At 72.8% G+C, this 18,935-nt stretch carries 14 protein-coding genes and 1 tRNA gene; 3 read left to right on the top strand and 12 right to left on the bottom strand.

Translation table 11 applies throughout. The features are described from left to right. Window positions 1-36: 36 nt before the first annotated feature. Window positions 37-110, bottom strand: a tRNA-Thr gene (locus GA0070604_RS01885). Window positions 111-247: 137 nt separating this feature from the next. Here GA0070604_RS01885 and GA0070604_RS01880 point away from each other — a divergent pair. Beyond that, window positions 248-1,984, top strand: coding sequence for a metallophosphoesterase family protein (locus GA0070604_RS01880; protein WP_091113134.1), 1,737 nt, complete (start codon window positions 248-250; stop codon window positions 1,982-1,984). A gap of 86 nt (window positions 1,985-2,070) precedes the next feature. Here GA0070604_RS01880 and GA0070604_RS01875 read toward each other — a convergent pair whose 3' ends face one another. The 6 genes from GA0070604_RS01875 to tmk form a co-directional block, all read right to left on the bottom strand. Then, a complete protein-coding gene (locus GA0070604_RS01875; protein WP_091113130.1) occupies window positions 2,071-2,910 on the bottom strand; it encodes a PSP1 domain-containing protein in 840 nt (279 codons plus the stop codon). Between the two features lie 268 nt (window positions 2,911-3,178). Continuing rightward, window positions 3,179-3,841: a hypothetical protein gene (locus tag GA0070604_RS01870; RefSeq protein WP_091113126.1), complete on the bottom strand. Its 663-nt coding sequence runs from the start codon at window positions 3,839-3,841 to the stop codon at window positions 3,179-3,181. Further along, window positions 3,841-4,146 carry a hypothetical protein gene (locus GA0070604_RS01865; RefSeq protein WP_091113124.1) on the bottom strand — a complete coding sequence of 102 codons (306 nt, stop codon included), beginning with the start codon at window positions 4,144-4,146 and terminating at the stop codon, window positions 3,841-3,843. Before GA0070604_RS01865 ends, GA0070604_RS01870 begins: the two co-directional genes overlap by 1 nt. 1 nt (window position 4,147) lies before the next feature. Then, window positions 4,148-4,477, bottom strand: a complete 330-nt coding sequence (locus GA0070604_RS01860) for a YbaB/EbfC family nucleoid-associated protein (RefSeq protein ID WP_091113121.1) — start codon at window positions 4,475-4,477, stop codon at window positions 4,148-4,150. 122 nt (window positions 4,478-4,599) lie between these two features. Further along, window positions 4,600-5,979, bottom strand: a complete 1,380-nt coding sequence (locus GA0070604_RS01855; protein WP_091113117.1) for a DNA polymerase III subunit delta' — start codon at window positions 5,977-5,979, stop codon at window positions 4,600-4,602. Next, entirely contained in the window at window positions 5,979-8,201 is a 2,223-nt protein-coding gene (tmk, locus tag GA0070604_RS01850) for a dTMP kinase (RefSeq protein ID WP_141721207.1), read from the bottom strand. The genes GA0070604_RS01855 and tmk overlap by 1 nt, the downstream gene beginning before the upstream one ends. 149 nt (window positions 8,202-8,350) lie before the next feature. Here tmk and GA0070604_RS01845 point away from each other — a divergent pair, with 149 nt between their 5' ends. Then, complete coding sequence (locus GA0070604_RS01845; RefSeq protein WP_091113113.1) at window positions 8,351-9,559, top strand: amino acid deaminase/aldolase; 1,209 nt, start codon at window positions 8,351-8,353, stop codon at window positions 9,557-9,559. Window positions 9,560-9,701: 142 nt separating this feature from the next. On the opposite strand, the gene GA0070604_RS01840 is transcribed toward GA0070604_RS01845, so the two are convergent. Further along, complete coding sequence (locus tag GA0070604_RS01840; protein WP_091113108.1) at window positions 9,702-10,277, bottom strand: TetR/AcrR family transcriptional regulator; 576 nt, start codon at window positions 10,275-10,277, stop codon at window positions 9,702-9,704. Window positions 10,278-10,502: 225 nt separating this feature from the next. Between GA0070604_RS01840 and GA0070604_RS01835 the strand changes: the two genes are divergently transcribed. Then, window positions 10,503-11,810 (top strand): D-arabinono-1,4-lactone oxidase, encoded by a 1,308-nt coding sequence (locus tag GA0070604_RS01835; protein WP_091113105.1) that lies wholly within the window; start codon window positions 10,503-10,505, stop codon window positions 11,808-11,810. 71 nt (window positions 11,811-11,881) lie between these two features. On the opposite strand, the gene topA is transcribed toward GA0070604_RS01835, so the two are convergent. The 4 genes from topA to GA0070604_RS01815 all read right to left on the bottom strand — a co-directional run bounded on the left by topA (window position 11,882) and on the right by GA0070604_RS01815 (window position 18,639). Beyond that, window positions 11,882-14,632 carry a type I DNA topoisomerase gene (gene topA / locus GA0070604_RS01830; protein ID WP_091113104.1) on the bottom strand — a complete coding sequence of 917 codons (2,751 nt, stop codon included), beginning with the start codon at window positions 14,630-14,632 and terminating at the stop codon, window positions 11,882-11,884. Window positions 14,633-14,997: 365 nt separating this feature from the next. After that, a complete protein-coding gene (locus GA0070604_RS01825; RefSeq protein WP_091113101.1) occupies window positions 14,998-15,606 on the bottom strand; it encodes a hypothetical protein in 609 nt (202 codons plus the stop codon). Then, entirely contained in the window at window positions 15,597-16,136 is a 540-nt protein-coding gene (locus GA0070604_RS01820; protein WP_091113098.1) for a hypothetical protein, read from the bottom strand. Before GA0070604_RS01820 ends, GA0070604_RS01825 begins: the two co-directional genes overlap by 10 nt. A gap of 124 nt (window positions 16,137-16,260) precedes the next feature. Beyond that, window positions 16,261-18,639: a sodium-translocating pyrophosphatase gene (locus tag GA0070604_RS01815; protein ID WP_091113094.1), complete on the bottom strand. Its 2,379-nt coding sequence runs from the start codon at window positions 18,637-18,639 to the stop codon at window positions 16,261-16,263. Window positions 18,640-18,935: the final 296 nt, after the last annotated feature.

The raw sequence follows: 18,935 nt of genomic DNA, 5'->3' as shown, positions 1-18,935 counted from the left end.
GCGAAGCCCAGGCCGTTGACCTGGGCTTCTGCACCGAGCCGCCTGACGGAATCGAACCGTCGACCTACGCATTACGAGTGCGTCGCTCTAGCCGACTGAGCTAAGGCGGCAACGATCGCCAAGTGTACGGCACATCCCGCCGAGATCCGAACGGGATCCCTGATCCGCACGACGATCCGGACATCGGGGCGGATTCAGTACGTCCGTGGGAGGGCGTTCATGTTCGGGCACGACTACCCTGCGGCGGGTGAGCGAGGATCACGTACCGCCGCAGCAGCCGATCCCCGAGGCGCACCCCGGCGAGCGCGCCAACCGCCGGCCGCGCAGTCTGGACCCGCTGGAGCTGGGCTTCACCCCGCGCAAACCGGTCCCCTGGCTCGCGCCGCTGCTGTTGATCAGCACCGGGCTGCGTACCCTGCTGGCGATGCTGTTCGGCGCGTACCTGGACAAGCGGGAGCTGCAGAACGCGTTCGGCGACGGGACGTTCCGGCAGGTCGGGCCGGACGGCGGGCTCTGGCTGGACTACGTGGCCGACCTGGGCGACGGCTTCGACGCGACGTACTCGGTGGCGTACCTGCTCGCCCAGCCGGAGCTGACGGTCGACGGGCACCGGCTGCCCCGGGCGCAGACCCTGGTGATGGGGGGCGACCAGGTCTACCCGTCGGCCGCCTACGCGGCGTACGAGGACCGGTGCAAGGGGCCGTATCAGGCCGCGCTGCCGGTGCCGCCGCCCGAACAGCCGACGATCTTCGCGGTCCCGGGCAACCACGACTGGTACGACGGCCTGACCGCCTTCCTGCGGCTGTTCGTCCGGTCCCGGGACCGGAACTTCGCCGGCTGGGCCACCGGCCAGTCCCGGTCGTACTTCGCGACGGAACTGCCTGCCGGCTGGTGGCTGCTCGGCCTCGACGACCAGTCCGGGTCGTACCTGGACGACCCGCAGCTCGCCTACTTCGACGAGGTCGCCCGGAAGCTCACCCCCGGGTCGAAGGTGATCCTGGCGGTGCCGGCGCCGACCTGGGTCAAGGCCGCCGACCACCCCACCGCGTACGACTCGATCGACTACTTCATCCGTACGATAATCGCCCCCACCGGGGCCCAGGTGCGGCTGTTGATCTCCGGCGACCTGCACCACTACGCCCGCTACACCGGCCCGGAGCGGCAGCTCATCACCTGCGGGGGCGGCGGTGCCTACCTCTACCCCACGCACACCCTGCCGGAGCGGCTGGAGGTGCCGCCGCGCGACACGCTGTCCCGCCGCGCCAGCCGCACCCGCGAGTACGACCTGGCGGCCCGCTTCCCGGAGAAGACCCGCTCGCGGCGCTACGGCTGGGGGATCTTCGCCCGACTGCCGCTCCGCAACCCGGGGTTCACCACCCTGCTGGGCATCCTGCACACGCTGCTGATGCTGGCCATGGCCGGGGTCACGACGCACCGGGCGGGCGCCACCGAGCAGCGGCTGTTGAGCGTACCGCTGGTGATCATGTTCCTGGTGACCATGCTGAGCGCGGTGTTCTTCGCGAAACCGCCCGGCGCCGAGGGGAAACGGCATGCCCGGCACTGGATCCTCGGCGTCTCGCACGGGCTGGGCCATGTCGCGCTGGCCGCCGCGGGCACCTGGCTCTGGCTGGCGCTGCCCTTCTACGACTGGCCGTGGCCGTTGCCGTTGGCCGCGGCGGCGGTGCTGTACGGGCCGGTGATCGGCCTGGTCGCCAGCCAGCTCGTGGCGCTGTATCTGCTGGTGGCCGGGGCGTTCGGGGTGAACGTCAACGAGCTCTTCGCCGGCCAGGGCATCGAGGACTCGAAGGCGTTCCTTCGGATCCGCATCGATCCGGACGGCACGCTGACGATCTACCCGATCGCACTGGACCGGGTCTCGCACGCCTGGCAGCTCAACCCCGACCAGTCCCCCACCGCCTCCTGGCTGACCCCCCAGCGCCCCCTGCACCCCCGCCTGGCCGAACCCCCCATCGTCCTCCGCTGACCACCCAGCCAATGTTGATCAAGGAGAATGCGTCGCCGCCGCAGCGATTCCCGACGCAAACTCCTTGATCAACGCGGAGATCGGGGTCAGCGGGTGTAGTGGCTGTCGTGGGCCTGGCGGGGGGCGCAGACGGAGGCTCGGCTGCACGAGCAGCGAGAACCGTCGGCGTCCAGGCGTACGGTGACCGAATCCCTCGGGACGCTGTGGCCGACGACCTTGCCCTCTCCCTCCGGGCTGGACACCCGGCTGCCGATCGACGGGGCGGACTCCTGGAACCGCTGGTACAGCGGGTGCTCGTACTTGAGGCAGCACATCAGCCGGCCGCACGCGCCGGAGATGCGCAGCGGGTTGAGCGGCAGGTCCTGGTCCTTGGCCATCCGGATGGTCACCGGCTCGAAGTCGTTCAGGAAGGTGGCGCAGCACAGGTCCCGGCCACAGGAGCCGATCCCGCCCTGCACCCGCGCCGAGTCACGGGCCGAGAGCTGCCGCAGCTCCACCCGACAGTGCAGGGTGGCACCCAGGTCGCGGACGAGCGAGCGGAAGTCGACCCGGTGCGGCGCGGTGAAGTAGATCGTGGTGCGGTCGCTGCCGGTCTCCGGCGTGGCGAACACGTGGTCGACGGCCACCACCTTCATCGGCAGCCCGTGCTCGCGGATCAGCCGCTTGGCGGCGACCTTGGCGTCGGCCTTACGCCGGCGTAGCAGCTCGTCGCGGCGCAGGTCCTCCTCCTGGGCCAGCCCGGCCAGCCGGGGGAAGCCGGCCGTGTCCTCGTCCACCCACTGGGCGGCCCACACGCACTCGGCCACCTCTGGCCCCTCGTCGGTGGGCACCAGCACCTTGTCGCCCACCTGCGGGCGCAACTCGCCCGGATCGAGGTAGTAGAGGCGCCCGTACCGGTTGAAACTGACCGCGCAGAGCATGCCCATGCCCACCACCCTACGACCCCGACGCGGTTCCGGCCCGCCCCCGTCGCCGCCCGGTCACCCGGCGCAGCGATCCATGACTGTCGACTCGACCGAACCGCACCCACCCCCTCGTGCCGAAGATCCTCGCCCGGACGGCTGAAACATCGGCCAGCCGGACGACAAACGACGGCGCACCGCGTTGAGTGGAAGCAGACCTGCGGGGGGTGCAGGGGATAACCACGGCGCCGCTGGCCGAGTTGCCGGCGGCGCCGTGGCGCGTGGGCCCGCGTCAGCCGATCCGCATGGTCGAGTTGGCCGCCCGGACGCCGGTCGGCCGCTCCCGCCACGTCGCCTCCGCCAGACTCGGCGCCCACTGGCGCTGTAGCGTCTCCGCGCCGTCGTACGCCACGCCGAGCGCGCCCAGCACCCGGGTGGCGATCTCCGCCGCCGCGAGCGCCCCAGCACGATCGTCGCCGCCCACCCTGGTGGCCGCGTGCACGGTGACCGCCTCGGCCGAGCGCAGCACGTCGGCCAGCGCCCGAGCCAGGGCGAGCCGGCTCCCCTCCACCCAGTCGGCCAGCGCGTCGGCGTATCCGGCGGTCGACTCCAGGCGCCCGACCAGGCTCTCCGGCCCCTCGTCCAGGTGGCGGAGCAGGGTGGTGCGGGCCTCGTCGTACGCCGAGGCGGCCGGCCCGGACCAGGCGACCGGATCGGCGAGCATCGTGCAGGCGTCGTCGTACCCCCGGATCAGCCGGCGCACGGCGTGGCCGGCGTCGGCCAGCGGCGCTGGATGCAGGTCGAGGAACTCGCGTACCGCCGCGCCGGGGAGCACCTGCATGCGGCGCAGCAGCGGCCAGAGCCGGTGCCCCTCGGGCGCGCCGGTGGCGAGCAGCGCGTCGACCCGGGCGAGCAGGTCGAGGCCCGGCTCGGCGAGGCGGTCCAGGGCGTCCATCACGCCTCCCGGGCGAGCCGGCGACGGACGGACTCGTCGGTGCTCGCGTATCGGTCGGCGGCGTCGCGCAGAGCGGATGCGGCGGCGGCCAGCCGGGTCGCGGCGGCGTGGGCTTCCCGGGCCCGGTCGCCGGTGGCGACGGTCCACTGCCGGTGCAGGGCGCGGCCGACCTCGCCGGGGCGGCCCTCGGCGTGCGTGCCGAAGGCGGGGTGCGGCGGGTCGGTGGCGGTCACCATGCGGGACACGGATTCGAGGGTGGCGCTGGCCTCCTCAAGGCGGGCGGCCAGCACGCGCAGCGTCTCCATGTCAGGCTCCCGCCAGCGGCCGGTACGCCGCGAAGGTCTCGTTGTGCAGCTTCTCCCGGGCCCATTGGGCGGCGTCGGCGGCGGCGCTGACCGCGGCCCGCACCGAGCCGGCGACGTCCCGGGGGCTGCGCTGGTGCAGCGGCGCGAGGAAGCGGACGTCGGTGATCCGCCCACCAGCGGTCACCGCCACCTCGACGAGCCCGTCGGGCGAGCGGACGGTGACCTCGACCGCGTCGACCGCCTGGTCGAACTCGGCCTGCAGGGTCTCGATGCGCCGGTAGCGCCGCACCGCCTCCTCGATCCAGGCCTCGTCGATCTCCCCCCGCGGCATGGGCGGACTCCTCCCGGCTGATCATCACTGAGCGTGCCGCCACCGTCACCGCGGCACCAGGGACCGTACCGCACGTCAATCGCGCCTGTCGATGCCCTGTGGACAACGCCGGAAAGGGCCCTCTAGCCCTTCCAGAGCGCGAGCATCATCGCCTCCACCGCGATCCGCGGTTTGACGTTCGCCTCGATCGCCACCCGGCACTCCAGCACGGCCTCCAGCCGGCGCAGCGCCCCCTCGGCGTCCCACTTCCGCGCGCCGGCCTCGGCCATCGCGGCGGTGTCGGTGTGCACCGGAGCGACCGGCGCCCGCAGCGCGCTCACCAACGCGTCCCGGTAGAAGCCGGCGAGGTCGACCAGCGCCCGGTCGAGGGCATCCCGCTGGGCCCGGGTGGCCCGCGACTTCTGCCGCTTCTCCAGGTCCTTGAGCTGGCCGGCGGCACCACGCATCGCCCCGGCCGCGCCCCGGCCGGTGCCGCCCGCGCCGAGCGCGGTCTGCAACGCGGCCCGCTCCGCCTCGTCGATCTCGGCGACCGACGCCGCCGCCTCCGCCTCGGCCGCCTCGATCAGCGCGGAGGCCGCGTCGAACGCCGCGCCCACCCCGGTCAGCCGGCGCGGCACGGCGAGCACCGCGTCGCGGCGCTGCCGGGCCTCCGGGTCGCGGGCCAGCCGCCGGGCCCGACCCACGTGCCCCTGGGCGGCCGCCGCGGCCCACTCGGCCACGTCGGGCGCGACCCCGTCCCGGCGTACGAGCACCTCGGCGACAGCGCCCGCCGGCGGCTGCCGCAGCGGTACGATCCGGCACCGCGACCGGATCGTCACCGAGACGTCGTCCGGGTGCGTGGACGGGGCGCAGAGCAGGAAGACCGTACGCGGTGGCGGCTCCTCGATCGCCTTGAGCAGGGCGTTGCCGGCCGCCTCGGTGAGCCGGTCGGCGTCGGAGATGATGACGACCTGCCAGCGCCCGCCGGACGGCGTGCTGGCCGCCCGGAGCACCAGCGCGCGCATCTCGCCGACACCGATGGAGAGCCCTTCGGGCACCACCAGCCGGACGTCGGCGTGGGTGCCGGCCATCGTGGTGTGGCAGCCGGGACACTCGCCACAGCCGGTGCCGTGCTCGCACTGCAACGCGGCGGCGAAGGCCCTCGCGGCCACGGACCGTCCGGAGCCGGGCGGCCCGGTGAAGATCCAGGCGTGGGTCATCCCCGCCCCGGGGCCGCCCGCCGGCGCGGCCGTCTCCGCCGATCCGTCCGGCTGCGCCGGCTCCACCGTTCCCGGCTCGGCGGTCACCCCGGCCGGACCGGTCGCCGGCTCGACGTCGAACTCCTCGGCGAGCGCGTCGAGTTCGTCGTAGGAGTCGCCGGACGTGGCACCCGCCGCCGGCCCGGCGACGCGGGTCGCGGGCGCGGTGGCGGCACGCAGCAGGGCGGCGGCCGATGCGGCGGCGCGACGCAGCGTCGCCACCGCCTCGTCCTGCCCGACCAGGTCGGCGAAGACGTCCGGCATCAGGTGCGGCGCTCCATGGCCACCAGCTCCGCCTCGGATAACTCGGGCTGGACCGTGGTGTCCGGGCCGTGGGCCGGCCGCGGGTGCACGATGCCGGCCGGGTCGGCCAGGAACTCCCGCACCCGGCGGGCGACCGCCTCGGCGATCTCCTCGGCCGGCCGGGCGGCGTCGAGCACCAGGTAACGCTTGGGGTCGGCGGCGGCCAGGTCGAGGAAGGCGTACCGGACCCGCTCGTGGAACGCGATCGACTCGGCCTCCAGCCGGTCGGTGCCCTGGCTGCGGGACTCGACCCGGCTCAGGCCGGTGCGCGGGTCGACGTCGAGGAGCACCACCAGGTCGGGCTTGAGCCCGCCGGTGGCCCACGAGGAGAGCCAGGAGACCTCCTCCGCCGGCAGCGTACGACCGGCCCCCTGGTAGGCCAGGGACGAGTCGACGTACCGGTCGCTGATCACCACCGCGCCCCGGACCAGCGCCGGCCGGACCACGGTGGCGACATGGTGCGCCCGGTCGGCGGCGTAGAGCAGCGCCTCGGCGCGCGGCGACGGGGCCTCGGCCCCCTCGGTCTCCAGCACCAGCGCGCGGATCCGCTCACCGACGGCGGTGGCCCCGGGCTCGCGGGTGACCACGACGTCCCGCCCCTGGCCGCGCAGCCGCTCGGCGAGCGCGGCGAGCTGGGTGGACTTGCCGGCGCCCTCGCCGCCCTCGAAGACCACGAAGAGGCCGCTGGAGGCGAAGGGCTCGGCCGGCATCAGCGGGCGGCCCCGGATCGAGCCCCACAGGTCGGCGAGGACCGGCACGCCCTTCTTGTCGTCCATCTGGCCGAACGCGCTGATCCCGGCAAAGATGCCGGCGACGCCCGCGGCGAGCAGCAGCAGCCGGGTCGAGGAGACCGAGATGCCCAGGTCGGCGATGGATAGCTGGCGCGAGCCGCCGACCCCGACCAGGATGCTGCTCAGCGCGATGGCCAGGATCAGCACCAGCCGGGTGCCGATCTGCACCACCGCGAAGACCCGGCCGCGTACCTCGTCGGCGACCTCGCCGCCGAGCAGGGTGGTGCCGGCCAGGAAGGCCATGCCGGCCCCCGCGCCGACCAGGATCGCGCCGAGGATCGCCATGGAGAGGTGGATCGCGAAGGCGAGCACCAGCACCGAGGCGCTGGCCAGCACGATGCTCATGCCGAACCAGCGCCGCCGGGACATGTCCCGCACGATCATCGGGCCGGCCCCGATGCCGATCGCCAGGCCGATGAAGATCGCGCCGAAGAGCAGGAAGAACGCGGCGTCGCCGGCGCCGAGCGAGGCGGCGAAGAACTTGGCCGTGCCGACCACGATGCCGCCGCCGGCGAACGCGCCGAAGATGCCGAGCACCAGACCACGGACCAGCGGAGTCTGGCCGATGAACCGCCAGCCCTCGGTGAACTGGCGCACCATGCCCTGCTCGGTGGACTCGCGCTCGCCGGTCCGGACCTGGCTGATCTCCCTGATCCCGACGGCGACCACGATGGCGGTGGCCAGCCGGGAGAACGAGTTGACCCAGAGCGCGAGCTGGGCCGGCTCGGCCCAGCTCGGCATGCTGCCCCCGGCCAGCCCCCGCACGCTGCGGTCGAGCACCGCGGCGACGAGCGCGGCGGCGATCGGGGTGAGCCCGTACGTGGTGATCAGGGTGAGCTGGTTGGCCGTCTCCAGCCGGGCGCGCGGGATCAGGTTGGGGACCGCGGCCTCCTTGGCCGGGAGCCACATCAGGGTGACCGTCTCGATCAGGAAGGTCGCGATCGCGGCCCAGGTGACGACGAGCCCGCCGCTGGCGCCGGTGAGCGCGTACAGCGGGATGGAGGCGAAGAGCACGAAGCGCAGGAGGTCACAGATGACCATCGTCCAGCGCCGGTCGAAGCGGTCGGCGAAGACGCCGGCGACCGGGCCGAGCAGCAGGGCGGGGAGCAGCCGGATCGCGATCACCGTGCCGAACGCCGCGCCCTTGGCGGTGTCGCCGGAGACCTGGGCGGCGGCGAAGACGGAGGTGGCGAGCAGGCCGAGCCAGTCACCGAAGGACGCGACGCCGAGCACGATCCACAGCCGGCGGAACGGCCGGATACGCAGCACCGAGCGGATGGCGGCGGCCCCGGACCGGTCGGCCTGAGCCGCGGGTGGCGACACGCCGGGCGACTCGCCGTTCTTCTGGCTTTCGATGGCCGTACCTCCACGTGCCGGCCCAGAGCTGGGCATCCCCGGTGGAACACTTTAGTCGTGGGCGGGACGCACTCCCCCCGCGACATTCGCCTGCTTGCCGAGCCTAGGCCGCCGGCACCATCGACCGCAGCCCGGACAGACGCGAGGGTATTTCGCATTACCCCCCAGACAGTTAGCGTGCAGACGTGGCCACCGATCCTGACGAACTTCGCGATCGACTCGATCGCGCGACCGCACACCTCGACCCGCCGTACGCCGTGGTCGATCTCGCCGCCTTCGATGCCAACGCGGACGCGCTGGTCAGCCGCGCCGCCGGCAAGCCGCTCCGGGTCGCCAGCAAGTCGGTCCGCGCCCGGGAACTGCTGAGCCGGGTGCTGGCCCGACCCGGCTGGCGGGGCGTGATGGCGTTCACCCTGCCCGAGGCGATCTGGCTGGCGCGTACCGGCGTCAGCGACGACGTGCTGGTGGCGTATCCCACGGCCAACCGGGGAGCGCTCGCCGAACTGGCCGCCGATCCGGCGCTCGCCGCCGCGGTGACCCTGATGGTCGACGATCCCGGCCAGCTCGACCTGGTCGACGCGGTGTGCCCGCCCGGGGGCCGGCCGGCGCTGCGGATCTGCCTCGACCTGGACGCCTCCTGGCGGCCCCTGGGCGGACGGGTGCACCTGGGCGTCCGCCGCTCCCCGGTGCACAGCGCCCGGGCGGCCGGCACGTTCGCCGCCGCCGTCGCCACCCGGCCGGGCTTCCGGCTGGTCGGCCTGATGTCGTACGAGGCGCAGATCGCCGGGCTCGGCGACGCGCCACCCGGGCAGCAGGTACGCGGCGCGGCGATCCGGGCCGCCCAGCGCCGCTCGTACCGGGAACTGCTGGACCGGCGGGCGGCGGCGGTCGCCGCGGTACGCGAGCACGCCGACCTGGAGTTCGTCAACGGCGGCGGCACCGGCAGCGTGGCCGCCACCAGCGCCGATCCCGCGGTCACCGAGGTCACCGCGGGATCGGGCCTGTACGGGCCGACGCTGTTCGACGCGTACCGGGCCTGGCGCCCCACCCCGGCGGCGTTCTTCGCCTGCGCCGTGGTCCGCCGGCCGGCGCCCGGACTGGCCACCGTGCTCGGCGGCGGCTGGATCGCCTCGGGCGCGGCCGGGGAGAGCCGGCTGCCGCGCCCGTGGCTGCCGGCGGGCCTGAAGCTGCTCGGGGCCGAGGGCGCCGGCGAGGTGCAGACCCCCCTCGTCGGTGCGGCCGCGACCACCCTGCGGGTCGGCGACCGGGTCTGGTTCCGCCATGCCAAGGCCGGCGAGCTGTGCGAACGGGTGAACGAGCTGCACCTGGTCGACGGCGACGAGGTGGTCGGCACCGCGCCCAGCTACCGGGGCGAGGGCCACGCGTTCCTCTAGGCACGCGTTCCGCCGGGCGGAAAGGGTGACGGCGGGTCCCGGCGTACCTCGGGAACCCGCCGCTGCCCGTCCCGCACGGCTGCCGCACCCCCCGGGCGCCGCACGGTGTCACGCCGCCGGCGCTGGGCCGGCCGCGTCCGGCTCAGCCCGGCTGGGCCGCCTCCGTCCGGGCGTCGAGCTGCCGGTGCAGGTACTCCCGGACCAGCGCCCTCGCCTCGACCTGCACCCGCTCGTCGCCCTCCGGCCGACGCCGGAACGCCAGCTTGATCAGGGCGTCGGCCGCCTCCACCGCGACCTCCAGATGGAACCGGAAGTCGGGTACGCCGTCCAGGCCGAACCGCTCGGTGAGCAGCCGGGCGAGCTGGTCGGCGATCACGCCGTTGTTGTCCCGCTGCTCGTCGAGCAGGTGCAGGTCAACCACGTCGCCGAAGTGCAGGGTACGGAACCCCGGGACGGTGCGGTGCATCGTGATGTACTCGTCGATTGCCGCGTCAACGCCGTCCCACCAGTCGCTCAGGTCGTCGGAGGCGAACCGCTCGTCGAGCCGCTGGAGGTAGGACTCCAGCGTACGCAGGGTCAACGCCTGCACGATCGCCCGCTTGTCCGGAAAGAACTGATAGACCGAGCCGATCGCGACCTCGGCGCGCTCGGCCAGCAGGGTGGTGGTCAACCCCTCGTACCCCACCTCGTCGACGAGCTCGGCGCAGGCGTCCAGCATCCGCTGGACCCGCGCGACACTTCGACCCTGCACCGGTACGCGGCGCAGCGGCCCGGTCGTGGCGGCTGGTGTGGACACTCGGCGCCACCCCCCTTCGACGGATGAACCTATCTACACGTCACCAGACTGTGACTACCGGTACAACGAGCGGGCCCCGCTTGCGGTATTTACCAGGCACAACGTTCCTGATATGAATTCAGTTCTTATTCACGTCTAGGAGCGTCCATGTCCGGTACGCCAGCCGCCTGGTCCAACTGGGCCGGCAACCAGCACAGCACCGCCGCTCTTGTGACGCACCCCCGGACCGTCGCCGAGGTCGTCGATGCGGTCGGCGCCGCAGCCGGCGCTGGCCGGACCATCCGGGCGGTGGGCAGCGGTCACTCGTTCACCGGGGCCGCCCTGACCGACGGACACCGGCTCGATCTGTCCGATCTGGACACCGGGGTCACCGTCGACGCCGCCCGCCGGCTGGTCACCGTACCGGCCGGGATGACCCTGCACGCCCTCAACGAGTTGCTCGCCACCCACGGCCTGGCCCTACCCAACCTCGGCGACATCGACGCGCAGACCGTGGCCGGCGCGCTCTCCACCGGCACCCACGGCACCGGCGCGCGGCTCGGCTGCCTCTCCACCTTCGTCACGGCGCTGACCCTGGTCACCGGCACCGGCGAGGTGCTGCACTGCTCCGCGGAGGCGCACCGCGACGTCTTCGCCGCCGCCCGGGTCGGGCTCGGCGCGGTCGGGGTGCTGGTCGAGGTCACGCTGCGCTGCGTCGACGCCTTCGTGCTCCGCGCGCACGAGCGGCCGGCGGCGCTGGACGCGGTGTTGGCCGACCTGCCGTCGCTGGTCGGCGAGCACGACCACGTCGAGTTCTACTGGTTCCCGTACACGACCCGGGTGCAGGTCAAGACCAACGACCGGGTGGACGCCGACGACCGGCCGCTGCCCCGCTGGCGGGGTTGGCTGGACGACGAGTTCCTCGCCAACAGCGTCTTCGCCGGGGCCTGCCGGCTGGGCCGGGCCGTGCCGGCGCTCGCCCCGGGGATCAGCGCGGTCTCCGCCCGGGCGCTCACCGAACGCACCTACACCGGCCGCTCCGACCTGGTCTTCTGCACCCCGCGCCGGGTCCGCTTCGTGGAGATGGAGTACGCCCTGCCCCGTGCCGTCCTGCCGGCCGCGCTCGACGCGCTCCGGCGGATCGTGGACGGGCTGCCGTTCAAGGTGCTCTTCCCGGTCGAGGTGCGGTTCACCGCCGCCGACGACATCTGGCTCTCCCACGGATACGGGCGGGACTCGGTCTACCTCGCCATCCACCAGTACGTGGGCATGCCCTTCGAGCCGTACTTCCGCGCCTTCGAGGAGGTGGCGACGGAACTGGGCGGTCGGCCGCACTGGGGCAAGCTGCACTACCGGGACGCGGCGTCGCTTGCCACCGCGTACCCGAAGTTCGCCGACTTCCTCACCGTCCGCGACCGCCTGGACCCCGACCGCCTGTTCACCAACCCCTACCTGGCCCGAGTCCTCGGCGCCTGACCACGACCCCCGAATCTTGGTACGTGTCCGCCCCGCGGAGGGCAGGCACGTACCAAGATCTCTTGGGTTCCTTACTTCTTCTTCGCCGTGGTTGCCTTTTTGGCCGGTGTCTTCTTGGCAGGGGTGGCCTTCTTGGCCGGTGCGGCCTTCTTCGCCGCTGCCTTCTTCTTCGGAGCCGGACCCTTCGCGCGCTTCTCGGCGAGCATCTCGGAGGCCTCCTCGATGGTCAGCGCCTCCGGGGTCTGCCCGCGCCGCAGCGACGCGTTGGTCTCCCCGTCGGTGACGTACGGCCCGAACCGGCCGTCCTTGATGACCAGCGGCTTCTCGGTCAGCGGATCGGCGCCCATCTCCCGCAACGGCGGCGCGGCGGCCCGACGCTGGCGGGTCTTCGGGGCGGCCAGCAGGGCGAGCGCCTCGTCCAGCGTGACGGTGAACATCTTCTCTTCCGAGTCCAGCGAGCGGAACTCGTCACCGCGCTTGACGTACGGGCCGTAGCGGCCGTTGTTGGCGAACACCTCGGCCCCGTCCGGGGCCACCCCCACCAGCCGGGGCAGGCTGAGCAGCTTGAGCGCCTCGTCGAAGGTGAGCGTGTCCGGCGACTGCGAGCGCAGCAGCGAGGATTTACGCTCCCCGCTGGCCACGTACGGGCCGAACCGGCCGGACTTGAGCACGATCGGCTCGCCGGTGGCCGGGTCGTCGCCGAGCTTGCGCTCGCCCCCACCGCCGAGGAACAGCTCGTGCACCTTCTCCGGGGTCAGCTCGTCGGGCGCGAGGCCCTCCGGGATCGGCGCGCGGTCGCCGTGGGCGCCGCCCTCCTCGCCCTCACCGGTCGGCGCGGTCGGCTCGCCCGGCAGCGCCCGCTGGAGGTACGGCCCGTACCGGCCGACCCGGACCACGACCTCGCGCCCCTCCTCGTCGGTGAAGAGCGGAATCGAGTTGACGCTGCGCGCGTCGATGTCGCTGAGGTTCTCGGTGACCAGCTTCTTGAGCCCGCCGGCGTGGGCGATGGCCTGGTCGCCGGTGCCGTTGGCGCTGCCGAAGTAGAACGAGGTGAGGAAGTCCACCGCCGCGTGGTCGCCGCCGGCGATCTCGTCCAGCTCGTTCTCCATGCTGGCCGTGAAGTCGTAGTCGATCAGGCGCGGGTAGTGCCGCTCCAGCAGCCCGATCACCGCGAACGCCAGGAACGACGGGATCATCGCCTGGCCGCGCTTGACGACATAGCCGCGGTCCTGGATGGTCTGCATGATCGACGCGTACGTCGACGGGCGGCCGATGCCCAGCTCTTCGAGCGCCTTGACCAGCGACGCCTCGGTGTAGCGGGCGGGCGGCTGGGTGTGGTGGCCCTGCGCGGCCAACTCCTCGGCGGTCAGCGGCTGGTCCTTGACCAGGGTGGGCAGCCGCCGCTCGGCGTCCTCGGCCTCGGCGTTCTCGTCGTCGCTCGACTCGACGTACGCGCGCAGGAAGCCCGGGTCGGTGATGGTCTTGCCGGTCGCGCCGAAGTCGGCCTCCTCCTGCGCGGAGGAGAGCGCCCGGATCCGCACCGACACGCTGGAGCCGACCGCGTCGGTCATCTGCGAGGCGATGGTGCGCCGCCAGATCAGCTCGTAGAGCTTGAACTCCTCGGCGGACAGCTCCTTGGCCACCTCGCCCGGGGTGCGGAAGTTGTCCCCCGCCGGGCGGATCGCCTCGTGCGCCTCCTGCGCGTTCTTCACCTTGCCGGTGTAGCGGCGCGGCTCCGGCGGCACGCTGCGCTCGCCGTACAGCTCGACGATCTGCCGACGGGCCGCCGCGATGGCGGTCTCCGACAGGTTCACCGAGTCGGTACGCATGTAGGTGATGTAGCCGTTCTCGTAGAGCCGCTGCGCGGTGCGCATCGTCTGCTGCGACGAGAACCGCAGCTTGCGGGCCGCCTCCTGCTGGAGCGTGGAGGTGATGAACGGCGCGTACGGGCGGCGGCGGTAGGGCTTCTCCTCGACCCGGGTGACCGTGAACGGGCGGCCCTCCAGGCGTGCCGCCAGCCCCCGGGCCCCGCCCTCGTCGAGGTGGACCACGCCCGCACCGGCCTTCACCCGGCCGGTGGTCGGTTCGAAGTCCTTGCCGGTGGCGATCCGGTCGCCGTTCAACGCGATCAGGGTGGCGTTGAACGCCCGCGGGCCGTCGCCCGGGTTCGCCACCGTGAGGCTGGCCAGGATGTCCCAGTATTCGGCGGTGCGGAAGGCCATCCGCTGGCGCTCCCGCTCGACCACGATCCGGGTCGCCACGGACTGCACCCGGCCCGCCGAGAGCTTCGGCATGACCTTCTTCCACAGCACCGGGGAGACCTCGTAGCCGTACAGCCGGTCGAGGATGCGCCGGGCCTCCTGGGCGTCGACCAGGTCCCGGTCGATCTCCCGCGGGTTGGCCACCGCGGCCTGGATGGCCGGCTTGGTGATCTCGTGGAACACCATCCGCTTGACCGGCACCTTGGGCTTGAGCGTCTCCACCAGGTGCCAGGCGATCGCCTCGCCCTCGCGGTCCTCGTCCGTCGCCAGGAAGATCTCGTCGACCTCCTTGGCCAGCTTGGTCAGCTTGCTGATCTGCTGCTTCCGGTCGGCGGAGACCACGTAGAGGGCGTGGAAGCCGTTGTCGACGTCCACGCCGAGCCGCGCCCACGGCTCACCCTTGTACTTGGCCGGCACGTCGGCCGCGTTGCGGGGCAGGTCCCGAACGTGGCCGAAGCTGGCCTCCACGACGTACCCCGGGCCGAGGTAGCCCGAGATCGTCTTGGCCTTCGCCGGTGACTCGACGATGACCAGACGGGTGGTTCCAGCGTTGCTCGGCACGTCTCTCCCCGACCTCACTCCTGCGTTCGGCCCGTGCCCGGGCCGTCTTGCCCACTGCCCGTTTCGGGCATGGTCATACCAGCCGGACCACGGGTGGTCCGGATGTCCAACGTAACGCGCCGTCCGCGCTTTGGGTTTCGTGGGCGGCAAACGGTCCGGTTCGGGCGACTGCCGGGCCGGCTCGCGCGGCGACACCCGCCGAACGGCGTCACCGTACACCGTGGGTAGGGTGTCGAGCAGGTCACTGTGACGATCACTCACCCTCGGGCGAACCGACACCGCTCCGTTTTCCTGGGCAAACCGCCGAGCGGCGGTGTCCGGGATCGGACAGCCGGCGGGCTTGCGCTCAGGTCGGCGGCCGAGCCTCAGCCGGCGTCCGGCCACTCGGCGGCCGGCGCGGCGCGGGGCCGGTCACCCACCAGCTCGGCCAGCCGGGCCACCCGCCGCCGCCCGGCGATCCGGTACGCGGGCCCGCCCTCGTCCGGCTCGACGAACGCCGCCGGCAGCCCCACCGCGGCGAGCGCGACCCGCACCCGCGGCCAGCACTCCTCCTCCGCAGGACCGAGACCGAGCCGGAAACCCGCCGGGTCGGCCGAACCGGCGGCGGCCAGCCAGAGCCGCAGCCGACGCCCGTTGAGGTGGAAGCCGGCCGGGGGCCGCTTCGCCGCGCCGCGCAGCCAGGCCGTGGCGAGCGGCGCGAGCGTGGTGGCGTACGCGGTGCGGACCAGGTGCCGGCCGTCCTCGGTCGGCTCCCAGCTCGCCGCCACGCCCCGCGCGTCCAGCTCGGCCACCAGCACGTGCACCCGCCAGGCCGCCGCCACCACCACCGAGATCCGGGCGGTGCCGCCCATCCGGACCGCCTCCGCTGGGCCGGCGAGCAGGCCGGCCAGGTCCGCCAGGGCCGGGTCGGCCGCCTCCGTGGAGAACAGCGAGGGCTGGCGGATCGGGTTCGGGGATGGCGGCGTCAGCGACACTCCGGGACCTCGTCGAAGGCCTCTTTGAGCTCTGGCGAATTGAGCTTGCTGGTGTCCAGCGCGCTCGCGTCGTACTCCTTGTTGAGGGTGTCCACCGCGGCCCGCACCCCGTCGTAGAACGGGCCGGGCGAAGCGGTGTCCAGCTCTTCGATGGTGGCCCGGGCGCGACCGTACGCGTCGCGTACCTTGCTCAGCGAGGCGCGGAACCCGGCGGAGATCTCCTCGCCGTGGTCGGTCTCCGGCACACCGGCCTGCTCGACCTTGTGCCGGGCGGTCTCGCTGGCCCGCTCGGCCCCGGCGAAGAGCCGGACCAGGTTCTCCTTGGCCTGCGCGGGGGTGGTCTGCGCGGTCATCTGCTGTTGGGTGCTGCTGGTCAGCTTGTTGATCTCGGCGCGCCACGGGGTGAGCGCCTGGCAGACCGACGCGGCCCAGGCCCTGGGGCTGGGGCCGCCGCACCCGGCGAGGACGAGACCGAGCGTGGCCAGGACCACCGTGAGCTTTCCGGCGGTTGCCGCCCGGCGCGTACGCATGCGAAGCAGCGTACGGCCTCCCGGTGGAAGTGCCAGCGGTCAGGTTTCGGGCACCGGGCCGCCGAACGGGCCGGTTCCCGGCCGGCAGACACGCCGACCGGGAACCCTGACCGTCTCGCCGGGTTCAGGCGCCGACCGCCTCCACCCGCTCCTCCGGGCTGCCCGCGCCGGCGTCACCGGAATCGGCCATCGCGACGCCCTTACGCTTGCTGAACACCACGGCCACCACGATGACCAGCGCGGCCACCAGGGCGACCGTGACCCGCAGGCCGGTGTTCTTGTCCGCGCCCACGCTCCAGGCCACCACGGCCGGCGCGATCAGCAGCGAGACCAGGTTCATCACCTTGATCAGCGGGTTGATCGCCGGACCGGCGGTGTCCTTGAAGGGGTCGCCGACGGTGTCACCGATGACGGTGGCGGCGTGCGATTCGGAGCCCTTGCCGCCGTACGCGCCGTCCTCCACCAGCTTCTTGCCGTTGTCCCAGGCGCCGCCGGAGTTGGCCAGGAAGACCGCCATCAACGTGCCCGCCCCGATCGCGCCGGCCAGGTACGACGCCAGCGCACCCGGGCCGAGGCCGAAGCCGACCGCGATCGGCGCCATGATGGCCAGCAGACCGGGGGTCATCAGCTCGCGCTGCGCGTCCCGGGTGCAGATGTCGACGACCTTGCCGTACTCGGGGCGCTGGGTGCGGTCCATGATGCCGGGCAGCTCGCGGAACTGCCGGCGTACCTCCATCACAACTGCGCCGGCCGAGCGGGAGACCGCGTTGATGGCCAGGCCGGAGAAGAGGAAGACCACCGCCGCGCCGACGATCAGGCCGACCAGGTTGCGGGGGTTGGCCACGTTGAGCGCGTTGAGGATCTCGGCACCCACGTCGCCCACGCCCGCGTCCGAGTACGAGCTGCGCAGCGTGTCGGTGTACGAGCCGAACAGCGCGGTCGCGGCCAGCACCGCGGTGGCGATCGCGATGCCCTTGGTGATCGCCTTGGTGGTGTTGCCGACCGCGTCCAGCTCGGTCAGCGTCCGCGCGCCGTGCTCGTCGATGTCGCCGGACATCTCGGCCACGCCCTGCGCGTTGTCGGAGATCGGGCCGAAGGTGTCCATCGCGACGATCACGCCGACGGTGGTGAGCAGGCCGGTGCCGGCCAGCGCGACCGCGAACAGCGACAGGGTGATGGAGCTGCCGCCGAGCAGGAACGCGCCGAAGACGCCGGCACCGATCAGCAGCGCCGAGTAGACCGCCGACTCCAGGCCGACGCTGATGCCGGCGAGGATTACGGTGGCCGCGCCGGTCTGCGAGCTCTTGCCGATGTCCTGCACCGGGCGCCGGTTGGTCTCGGTGAAGTAGCCGGTGAGCGCCTGGATCGCGGCGGCCAGCACGATGCCGATCAGCACCGCGCCGATGGCCAGCCCGCGCGGGCCGAGCGGCGGCTCGCCGCCGGTGACGTTGAGCGTCTCGCGCCAGTTGTCGCCGAGCAGGTCCGCCCAGGTCGGCTTCAGGTAGCCGAACACGGCGATCGCCACCAGCACCGCGGACACCAGGGCGGACAGGTAGAAGGCCCGGTTGATCGCGGTCAGCCCGTTGCGGTCGGAGGCGCGCAGCCGGGTGATGAAGACCCCGACGATCGCCACCAGCACGCCGATCGTGGAGATGATCAGCGGCAGGACCAGGCCCTCGTTGCCGAACGCGGCCCGGCCCAGGATCAGCGCGGCGACCAGGGTGACCGCGTACGACTCGAAGAGGTCGGCGGCCATGCCGGCGCAGTCACCCACGTTGTCACCCACGTTGTCGGCGATGGTGGCCGCGTTACGCGGGTCGTCCTCCGGGATGCCCTGCTCGACCTTGCCGACCAGGTCGGCGCCGACGTCGGCGGCCTTGGTGAAGATGCCGCCGCCGACCCGCATGAACATGGCGAGCAGCGCGGCGCCGAAGCCGAAGCCCTCCAGCACGGTCGGGGCGTCACCCTTGTAGAGGAGGACGACCAGCGCGGCGCCGAAGAGACCGAGGCCGACGGTGAGGAAGCCGACCACGCCACCGGTCCGGAAGGCGATCTTCATGGCGCCCTCGCGCCCGCCTTCCCGTTCCCGGGCGGCGGCGGCGACCCGCAGGTTGGCGCGGGTGGCCAGCCACATACCGGCGCCGCCGATGAACGCGCTGAACCCGGCGCCCACCACGAAGAACGCCGACCGGCCGATCTTCACCAGGGTCTGGTTGCCGTCGGTGTCGTGCACCGGCAGCAGGAACAGCAGCACGACGGCGATGACCACGAAGATCGCCAGGGTGCGGAACTGCCGCAGCAGGTACGCCGAGGCGCCCTCCTGCACGGCCCCGGAGATCTCCTGCATGTTCTTGGTGCCCGTACCGGCTGCCAGCACCGCCCTGGTAAGGGTGGCGGCGAAGACGAGCGCCACCAGCGCGATGACCGCGGCGATGACGACGTAAGTCACGTTGGCTCCGGTAAGGGACAGAGCGCCGCCGTCGGCGGCCAAGGTCCCGGACATCTATGTCCTCCTGTACCGAACACTCGCGCCGATCCGTGGAGACGCACGAACCGACGCCTGGATGCGGACTCGCAAGCGCGCGCCAACCCACCCCGGCGGACCAGCGATGAACACCCATTCCCGCTGGCTGCGGGACGGATCACTTGCTGATAACCCGGGTACTGTAGCCCTCCGGCGTGTTGAGGGTCACACCGAGGGGCACCGTGTCCCGATGATCTACGTCGCTGTGCTATGCGAAAAAATCTGATATATGGCCGGGGCAGCACGACGAGGCCGCGTTCCCCGGGCGGGAACGC

The sequence above is a fragment of the Micromonospora eburnea genome (assembly GCF_900090225.1).
GTDB classification, from domain to species: Bacteria; Actinomycetota; Actinomycetes; order Mycobacteriales; family Micromonosporaceae; genus Micromonospora; species Micromonospora eburnea.
Note: the sequence above shows the minus strand (reverse complement) of the source record. Positions and strands in the feature narration are given on the sequence as shown.